Below are 8,114 nucleotides of genomic sequence, written 5' to 3' on the forward strand. Positions count from 1 at the left end.
GATTGCGGGTGGGGGCGGACGGCGAGACCTTCGCTTCCTCCCCCTCCGTCGCCTGCGGCGACACCTCCCCCTGGCGGGGGAGGATCAGGTTTGGCTTCAATCCGGCTTCTTCGCCACCCCGACCAGCGCCGGGCGCAGCAGGCGATCCTTGATCATGTAGCCGGTCTGGATCTCCTGCACGATCGTGCCCGGTTCGGCATCGGCGCTCGGCACCTCCATCATCGCCTGATGGCGATTGGGGTCGAGCACCTCGCCCAGTGCCGACACCTTCGACACGCCGTGCCGCGCGAACACCGAATCCAGCTCGCGCCCGGTCGCCTCGAGGCCGGTGACCAGGCCTTTCATCTTCTCGTCGGCCCGCAGCTCGTCAGGAATGGCGGACAGGGCGCGCGAGAGATTGTCGGCCACCGACAGGATGTCGCGGGCAAAGCCGGTCGCGGCATAGGCGCGCGCATCCTCGGCCTCCTTTTGCGCGCGGCGCAGCAGATTCTGCGCCTCGGCGCGGGCATAGAGCGTCGCGGACTGCGCCTCGGCAAGCTGCGCTTCCAGCTCGGCGACGCGGTCATGCTCGGCGACTTCGGGGGCTCCCTCCGCGGTCTCGTGGCGCAGGTCCTCGGTCGCTTCGGTCTTTTCTTCTTCGGTCATAATCCCTGTATTTCTTCGTGTTTCAGGTCAGCAATCTGGCGAGTGTCGCTGCGGTGAAATCCACCATGGGCACGACGCGGGCATAGTTCAACCGTGTCGGCCCGATCACCCCGACCACGCCGACCACGCGCCCGTCGAGCGAACGCACCGGTTTCGCGATCACCGACGACCCCGACAGCGCGAACAATTTGTTCTCCGATCCGATGAAGATGCGCGTCGCCTCGCCCTCGCGCGCGCTGTCGAGCAGGCGGGCGATCTCCTCCTTGCCCTCCAGCTCGTCGAGCAGCTGGCTCACCCGGTCGAGGTCGTCGGCCGCCGCCGCGTCGAGCAGTCGCGCCTGCCCGCGCACGATCAGCACCGGCCGGTCGTCCCCGTCCTGCGACCATACGGCAAGCCCTCGCTCGACCAGCGCGCGCGCCGCATCGTCGAGCGCCGCGCGCTCGGCACGCAGCTCGCGCTCGATCTTCGCCCGCGCCTCGGAGAGCGTCAGCCCGCCCAGCGTCGCGGTCAGATAGTTAGCCGCCTGCTCCAGCGCCCCTGCCGGCATCCCCGCCGGCAGCTCGACCACGCGGTTCTCGACCGATCCGTCCTCGCCGACCAGCACGGCGAGCGCGCGGTCCTGCCCCAGCGGCACGAAGCCGAACTGGCGCAGCACGCGCTCGGCCTTGGGCACCAGCACCAGGCCCGCGCAGGCCGACAGGCCGGATAGCGCCGCGGTGGTGTTGGCCAGCGCTTCCTCGACCGGCCCGCCGCCGCCGGCGCGCCCCTCGATCGCCGCGCGCTCCTCCGCCGAAGGCTCGGACGCGCGCATCATCCCGTCGACGAACAGGCGCAGGCCCAGCTCGGTCGGCATCCGCCCCGCGCTGGTATGCGGCGCGGCGAGCAGCCCGAACTCCTCCAGGTCCTGCATCACGTTGCGGATCGAGGCGGGCGAGAGGTTGAGGCCCGCGACGCGCGAGATCGTCCGCGATCCCACCGGCTGCCCGGCGTCGAGATACGATTCCACCACCACGCGAAAAATGTCGCGCGCGCGGTCGGTCAGCTCGGTGATCGGCGGGGTGGTCACAATCCAGTCATGTAGCAACCCCGCGCCGCGGCTCAAGGGCGCGGACCGATCAGCGGGGCGAGCGCAGGGATCAGGTCGGGCGCATTTCCCAATGCCGCGGCCATCGCATGGTTGGCGTCGCGGTCGCAGCCAAAGTCGAAATAAAGCGTCGTGGTGCTGCGCCGCCCGCGCCAGCGCACCTCTGCGCTCGGCATGTCGGTCGCTGCCTGCTCGCAGCCCGGCTCGCCATGGGCATAGCGGCGCGTCCGCCCGGTTGCCGGGCGCCAGGGGGCGAGCGACTGCGCCAGCGCCGCGGCCTGTTCGGGTGTCGCGCGGAAGCTGCGCTGTCCGGTCACCGCGGTAAAGCGGATGCCGGTGAAGCTGCCCATGCCGTTGGGACTCACCTGGAAGCGATAGACCGGGCAGCGCCCGAAGCACGGGCCGGTCTGATACTCGATCGCCTCATTGGTCACCGGCCGCACCGGCGGCGGCGCCTGCGGCGCATGCGCTTCGGGCCTGACCGGCGCGCGCGGAGGCACCGTGGTCGAGGCTGGGGCGCGCCCTGGCGGCGTCACCTGCGGAATGCATCCCGCTGTCCCCACAGCGAGCAGTGCAATTACGATACGCTTCATCAATGATCCTCCACGGATCGCGAAGCGAACACTGGCGCGTTCGGTTCCCTGGGTTTAGGTGCGGCACCGACAGCCACAGGAGATTCCCGTTATGCGCCCCAGCGGCCGCGCCCCCGATCAGATGCGTGCGATCTCGATTCTGCCCAATTTCACCATCCATGCCGAAGGGTCGGTGCTGATCGCGTTCGGCAACACCAAGGTGCTGGTCACCGCCAGCGTCGAGGAGCGCGTGCCTCCGTTCCTGCGCGGCAAGGGGCAGGGCTGGGTGACCGCCGAATACGGCATGCTCCCCCGCGCCACCCACACCCGCGGCAGCCGCGAGGCGGCGAAGGGCAAGCAGTCGGGCCGCACGCAGGAGATCCAGCGCCTGATCGGCCGCTCGCTGCGCGCCGTCACCGACCTCACCGCGCTCGGCGAGCGCCAGATCACGCTCGACTGCGACGTGATCCAGGCCGATGGCGGCACCCGCACCGCGGCGATCTCGGGCGCCTGGGTCGCGCTGCGCATCGCGGTGGACAAGCTGCTCGCCTCGGGCGCGCTGGCGGCCGATCCGATCCTCACGCAGGTCGCCGCCGTCTCGTGCGGCATCTATCAGGGCAATCCGGTGCTCGACCTCGATTATGACGAGGATTCGGCGGCCGATGCCGACGCCAATTTCGTCCTGCTCTCCGACGGCAAGATCGCCGAGGCGCAGGCGACCGCCGAGGGCGCCTGCTATGATGAGGAAGGGCTGCTCCGCCTGCTCCGCCTCGCTCGCATCGGCTGCAACGACATCTTCGCGGCCCAGCTCAAGGCGACCGGGCGGTGAGCGGCGAGGGCCGCGACCCGCAGGCGATCCGCAAGCTCGCCCCGGGCAAGCTCGTCATCGCCAGCCATAATGAGGGTAAGGTGCGCGAGATCCGCGCGCTGCTCGCGCCCTATGGCATGGAGCCGGTCAGCGCCGCCTCGCTCGGCCTGCCCGAGCCCGACGAGACCGGCACCACCTTCGTCGCCAATGCCGAGCTCAAGGCGATGCAGGCGGCCGACCTGTCGGGCCTGCCCGCGCTGGCCGATGATTCGGGGCTCTGCGTCGATGCGCTGGGCGGCGAGCCGGGCATCTTCTCCGCGCGCTGGGCGGGGCCGTCCAGGGATTTCGGCCTGGCGATGGAGCTGGTCGAGAGGAACATCGCCGGCAAGGCGGTCGACGGTCAGCCCGCGCCGTCGCGCGACGCGCATTTCGTCTGCGCGCTCGCGCTCGCCTGGCCCGACGGGCATGTCGAATGGTTCGAGGGCCGCGTCGACGGCATCCTCGTCTGGCCGCCGCGCGGCAGGAACGGCTTCGGCTATGACCCGATGTTCCTGCCCGACGGCCATATCCAGACCTTCGGCGAGATGGACCCCGACGCCAAGCACGCGATGAGCCACCGCGCCGATGCCTTCCGCCAGCTCGTTGCTGCGGTGTTCTAGGCCGCCATGCCCAGACGAGCGCGGCGGATCGAGGGGCCGTCGCGCCGTGCCCCATCTAATTCGCTTGCTGCGTGGGCACCTCGCGCTGTACGTGACAGCTCCATGACAATTCCTCCGCCGGATCGGTCGCGGGATCGCCGGATCGAGGATCCGTCGAACCTCTGGATCATCCACCCGGCAGGCCGCGGCCTGCTGCCGTGGTTCGTCGCCCGCGGCATATCGGCCAACGCCGTGTCGGTCGCGGGACTCGTGCTGGGCACCGGCGCGGCCCTCGCCTATTCCAACTGGAGCGACTGGCGCTGGACCGCTGCCGGGCTGCTGCTGTCGGTGGCGTGGCTGATCGCCGACGGGCTCGACGGCATGATCGCACGCGCCACCGGCACCGCCAGCGCGCTCGGCCGCTTCCTCGACGGGCTGTGCGATCATGGCGTGTTCGTCCTGATCTATGTCGTCCTCGCCAGCTCGATCGGCACGGTCGAGGGCTGGGCGCTGGCCATCTCGGCCGGCGTCGCGCACGCCGTGCAGTCCAGCCTCTATGAGGGCGAGCGCGCGCGCTTCCACCGCCGCTGCAAGGGCGATGCCGGCACCCCGCCGGCGCGCAGCCGCAACCCGCTGGTGCTGCTGTACGATTCGGTCGCGAACGCGGCCGATCGCTTCGCCCGCACGTTCGACGACAGCCTGCGCCGCCACCCCGATCCCGCCGCGTTCGGCGCCGCCTATGGCGAGGCGGCGGTCGGGCCGCTCGGCCTGATGCGGCTGCTCAGCGCGAACATGCGCGTGCTCGCGATCTTCCTCGCCTGCCTCGCCGGCAATCCGCGCCTCTTCTGGTGGTTCGAGCTGGTCCCGCTCACCGCCATCCTCGTCATCGGCCTGATCTGGCACCGCGCCGTCGAAGCGCGGCTCGCCGGCACGGCGATCCAGCCGCTTTCCTCCCAATCACCCACCCAAAGGACGTGAAGTAAATGTCGAGCATCAACATCGCCATCGTCGGCGTCGGCAATTGCGCCAGCTCCCTCGTTCAGGGCCTTTCCCATTACCGGGACGGGGCCAATGACACGATCGGCCTGATGCACTGGGACCTGGGCGGCTACCGCCCCAGCGACATCCGCGTCGTCGCCGCCTGGGACGTCGATGCGCGCAAGGTCGGCCATGACGTCGCCGACGCGATCTTCGCCAAGCCCAACTGCACCGCGATCTTCTGCGAATCGATCGAGCCGACCGGCGCCAAGGTGATGATGGGCCGCATCCTCGACGGCGTCGCCGATCACATGGGGGATTATGCCGACGACCGCACCTTCGTCGTCGCCAAGGAGCGTGAGGCGACCAAGGACGACGTCGTCGCCGCGCTGCGCGCCGCCAAGGTCGACGTGCTGATGAACTACCTCCCCGTGGGCTCGCAGGAGGCCAGCGAGTTCTACGCCGAATGCGCGCTCGAGGCGGGCGTCGCCTTCGTCAACAACATCCCCGTGTTCATCGCCAGCAATCCCGAATGGGCGCAGCGCTTCGTCGATGCGGGCGTTCCGATCATCGGCGACGACATCAAGGCCCAGCTCGGCGCGACGATCGTCCACCGCGTGCTCACCGACCTGTTCGCCAAGCGCGGCGTCAAGCTCGAGCGCACCTATCAGCTCAATACCGGCGGCAACACCGACTTCCTCAACATGTCGAACCACCGCCGCCTCGCCTCCAAGAAGGTGTCGAAGACCGAAGCGGTGCAGTCGGTCGCGGCCGAGCGGCTGGAGGACGAGAATGTCCATATCGGCCCGTCGGACTATGTGCCGTGGCAGAACGACAACAAGGTCTGCTTCCTGCGCATGGAAGGCGCGATGTTCGGCGGCGTGCCGATGAACCTGGAGCTGCGCCTGTCGGTCGAGGACAGCCCGAACTCGGCGGGCGTCGCGATCGACATGATCCGCTGCGCCAAGCTCGCCAAGGACCGCGGCCTCGCCGGCCCGATCGACGCCGCATCGGCCTATTTCTGCAAGCACCCGCGCACGCAGATGACCGACGATATCGCGCAGCTGGAGGTCGAGAAGTTCATCGCCGCCGCGTGATCTGAAGACGGTGCCGGGCGGGGGAACTGGCCGGCACCGCGGAATCAGGACTGATGATTGACACTGCGATCCTGCTCGCCGCGGGCGAGGGCAGCCGCCTTCGCTCCGCGGCGCCCTTCAAGCCGCTCTGCCCGGTCGCCGGCCGCCCGCTGATCGCGCACGCGCTGCACGGCCTGGCGGAGGCCGGCATGGCGCGCGCGATCGTCGTGCTCGGCTATGGCGCGGCGGAGATCGAGGCGTATCTCGCCGGGCATGACTGGCCCCTCATCGTCGAAACCGTGCGGGTCGAAGACTATCGGAAACCCAACGGCAGCTCGCTCCTCGCCGGCGAGCCCTTGCTCGCGGGGGGCGAGGCGGTGCTGGCGATGTGCGACCATCTCGTCGATCCCGCGCTCTACCGCCGCCTTGCCGAGGCGGGAACGGGGCAGGGGGCGCGGCTCGGCATCGACCGGCGGCTCGGCCATGACTGGGTCGATCCGGAGGATGTCACCTGCGTCGCGACGCAAGGCGACGCGATCGTCGCGATCGGCAAGGGGCTGGAGCCGCACGATTGCTACGACACCGGCGTGTTCGCGATCGGCCCCGCGCTGTTCGCCGCGCTCCATGCGCTCGACGCGCCCTCGCTGACCGAAGGCATGCGCGCCCTTGCCCAGCAGGGCGCCGCGCGCATCGTCGATTGCAGCGACCTTGACTGGCTCGACGTCGACGACGCCCCCGCGCTTGCCAGGGCCGAGGCGTGGCGCACATAACCCAAAATCCTCCCCCGCCAGGGGGAGGTGGCGCGCGTAGCGCGACGGAGGGGGAGGACGGCGAAACATCAGCGGCTCGCTTCCGCCCCCTCCGGCGCTACGCGCCACCTCCCCCGCCAGGGGGAGGATTGCTCGGCTTCACGCCGCTTCCAGCGTCCGCTCCGCCGCCAGGAAATCGGTCAGCCGGTCCGCATGGGGCTCGATCCCGTTCTTCTGCAGCAGGATGCCGATATTGCCGCGATGATAGGTGCCGTGCGTCGCGACGTGCAGCAGCATGTCGCCGCGCGTCATCCGCCCCGGCGTCCCGTCGGAGAAGGTAAAGTCCACCGTCTCGTCGCGCTGCGCCCTGGTCAGCAGGTCGGCATAGGAGACATACCATTCGGCGGTCACGATCGCCTTGCGCGCCAGCGTCTCGAACTCGGGCAGCTCGAACGATCGCGGCGAGCGGCGGCGATGCGGGCGGCCCTCCAGATGGTCGCCGAACATCTCGTCCACGCGCTGGATATGGTCGAGCAGCCGCACGATCAGCACCCGGTCGCGCGCATCGAGCCGGCTGAGGTTGGCCGCGATCGTCGCGGTCAGCCCGTTGGTCGCCCAGCGCTTGTACCGCATCAGCGTGTCATAGGGATAAGCCGGCATCGTCGTCCTCGCATGAGCTGGTCTGGGGCTGGATCGGGGTTTGGATTGCGTGCCGAAAATTTGCGAGCTATCGCTCGCATTGTCTACTCGCATTGCCGGAAACCGATCGCCATGGCCCGCCCGATCCCGATGAACCCGCGGAAAATCGCGACGCAGCAGCGCTCGCAGGCGACGGTCGAGGCGCTGCTCGACGCGACTGCTCGCATTCTGGTGCGCGAGGGATACGACCGTGCGAGCACCAACCGCATCGCCGCGGTCGCCGGGGTCAGCGTCGGCTCGCTCTACCAATATTTCCCCAACAAGGAATCGATCGTCGCGGCGTTGATCACGCGCCACACGCGCGAGATGCTCGACTTGCTGCGCAACGCGATGGCCGCGGTCGAATCGCTCGATCTCGAGACGGCGATGCGCGAGCTGATCGCCGCGATGGTCGATGCGCATCGCGTCGATCCCGCGTTGCACCGCATCTTCGACGAGCAGATCCCGCGCATGGGCCAGCTCGAAGAGATCGAGGCGATCGATCGCGAGGCCTATGCGCTGATCCGCGCCTATCTCGAAGCGCGCCGGGACGAGATCGGCGTGGCCGACCTCGACACCGCGACCTTCATCTGCGTCACCACGGTCGAGACGCTGACGCACGAGGCCGTGCTGCGCCATCCCGACATGATCGAGCCGGCCGCGCTGATCGACGAGGTGACCCGGCTCGTCGTCGGCTATCTGCGGCCGGTGCGCGGCATGGCGGGGGCTGGCTGATCAATCCTCCCCCGCCAGGGGGAGGTGGCATGCGAAGCATGACGGAGGGGGAGGCGTCGATGATCCCCCGATGGTGCGCCGCTGCCCGCCCCCTCCGACGCCTTCGGCGCCACCTCCCCCTGGCGGGGGAGGATCAGATCCGATCCTTAGG

Annotated in this window: 10 protein-coding genes; 6 read left to right on the plus strand and 4 right to left on the minus strand. The window is 69.4% G+C overall.

Going from position 1 to position 8,114, the window contains the following annotated elements; genetic code table 11:
- Positions 1–96: 96 nt before the first annotated feature.
- The 3 genes from grpE to VGD28_RS09695 are packed head-to-tail and all read right to left on the minus strand — an operon-like array spanning position 97 to position 2,322.
- Complete coding sequence (gene grpE, locus VGD28_RS09685; RefSeq protein WP_331028136.1) at positions 97–645, minus strand: nucleotide exchange factor GrpE; 549 nt, start codon at positions 643–645, stop codon at positions 97–99.
- Between the two features lie 22 nt (positions 646–667).
- Positions 668–1,711 carry a heat-inducible transcriptional repressor HrcA gene (gene hrcA, locus VGD28_RS09690; RefSeq protein WP_331028137.1) on the minus strand — a complete coding sequence of 348 codons (1,044 nt, stop codon included), beginning with the start codon at positions 1,709–1,711 and terminating at the stop codon, positions 668–670.
- Positions 1,712–1,743: 32 nt separating this feature from the next.
- A complete protein-coding gene (locus tag VGD28_RS09695; protein ID WP_331028138.1) occupies positions 1,744–2,322 on the minus strand; it encodes a DUF6438 domain-containing protein in 579 nt (192 codons plus the stop codon).
- A gap of 91 nt (positions 2,323–2,413) precedes the next feature.
- Between VGD28_RS09695 and rph the strand changes: the two genes are divergently transcribed.
- The 5 genes from rph (at position 2,414) to VGD28_RS09720 (ending at position 6,571) form a co-directional block, all read left to right on the plus strand.
- Positions 2,414–3,130 (plus strand): ribonuclease PH, encoded by a 717-nt coding sequence (gene rph, locus VGD28_RS09700; RefSeq protein ID WP_331028139.1) that lies wholly within the window; start codon positions 2,414–2,416, stop codon positions 3,128–3,130.
- On the plus strand, positions 3,127–3,768 hold the full coding sequence (gene rdgB / locus VGD28_RS09705) for an RdgB/HAM1 family non-canonical purine NTP pyrophosphatase (protein ID WP_331028140.1): 642 nt from the start codon (positions 3,127–3,129) through the stop codon (positions 3,766–3,768). Before rph ends, rdgB begins: the two co-directional genes overlap by 4 nt.
- Positions 3,769–3,870: 102 nt before the next feature.
- Positions 3,871–4,725, plus strand: coding sequence for a CDP-alcohol phosphatidyltransferase family protein (locus VGD28_RS09710; protein WP_331028141.1), 855 nt, complete (start codon positions 3,871–3,873; stop codon positions 4,723–4,725).
- A 5-nt stretch (positions 4,726–4,730) separates the two neighbouring features.
- Complete coding sequence (locus VGD28_RS09715; RefSeq protein WP_331028142.1) at positions 4,731–5,822, plus strand: inositol-3-phosphate synthase; 1,092 nt, start codon at positions 4,731–4,733, stop codon at positions 5,820–5,822.
- Between the two features lie 53 nt (positions 5,823–5,875).
- A complete protein-coding gene (locus VGD28_RS09720) occupies positions 5,876–6,571 on the plus strand; it encodes an NTP transferase domain-containing protein (RefSeq protein ID WP_331028143.1) in 696 nt (231 codons plus the stop codon).
- A 138-nt stretch (positions 6,572–6,709) separates the two neighbouring features.
- Here VGD28_RS09720 and VGD28_RS09725 read toward each other — a convergent pair whose 3' ends face one another.
- Positions 6,710–7,210 carry a DinB family protein gene (locus VGD28_RS09725; RefSeq protein ID WP_331028144.1) on the minus strand — a complete coding sequence of 167 codons (501 nt, stop codon included), beginning with the start codon at positions 7,208–7,210 and terminating at the stop codon, positions 6,710–6,712.
- 111 nt (positions 7,211–7,321) lie between these two features.
- Here VGD28_RS09725 and VGD28_RS09730 point away from each other — a divergent pair, with 111 nt between their 5' ends.
- A complete protein-coding gene (locus tag VGD28_RS09730) occupies positions 7,322–7,963 on the plus strand; it encodes a TetR/AcrR family transcriptional regulator (RefSeq protein WP_331028145.1) in 642 nt (213 codons plus the stop codon).
- Positions 7,964–8,114 lie beyond the last annotated feature (151 nt).

Origin of the sequence: Sphingomonas sp., assembly GCF_036402235.1 — a bacterium.
Lineage (GTDB): Bacteria > Pseudomonadota > Alphaproteobacteria > Sphingomonadales > Sphingomonadaceae > Sphingomonas.

Bases quoted from the DNA above. Each gene is read 5' to 3' on its own strand.
- VGD28_RS09720 (WP_331028143.1), top strand. From the start codon at position 5,876: ATGATTGACACTGCGATCCTGCTCGCCGCGGGCGAGGGCAGCCGCCTT.
- VGD28_RS09710 (WP_331028141.1), top strand. From the start codon at position 3,871: ATGACAATTCCTCCGCCGGATCGGTCGCGGGATCGCCGGATCGAGGAT.
- VGD28_RS09695 (WP_331028138.1), bottom strand. From the start codon at position 2,322: ATGAAGCGTATCGTAATTGCACTGCTCGCTGTGGGGACAGCGGGATGC.
- VGD28_RS09725 (WP_331028144.1), bottom strand. From the start codon at position 7,210: ATGCCGGCTTATCCCTATGACACGCTGATGCGGTACAAGCGCTGGGCG.
- grpE (WP_331028136.1), bottom strand. From the start codon at position 645: ATGACCGAAGAAGAAAAGACCGAAGCGACCGAGGACCTGCGCCACGAG.
- VGD28_RS09715 (WP_331028142.1), top strand. From the start codon at position 4,731: ATGTCGAGCATCAACATCGCCATCGTCGGCGTCGGCAATTGCGCCAGC.
- rph (WP_331028139.1), top strand. From the start codon at position 2,414: ATGCGCCCCAGCGGCCGCGCCCCCGATCAGATGCGTGCGATCTCGATT.
- VGD28_RS09730 (WP_331028145.1), top strand. From the start codon at position 7,322: ATGGCCCGCCCGATCCCGATGAACCCGCGGAAAATCGCGACGCAGCAG.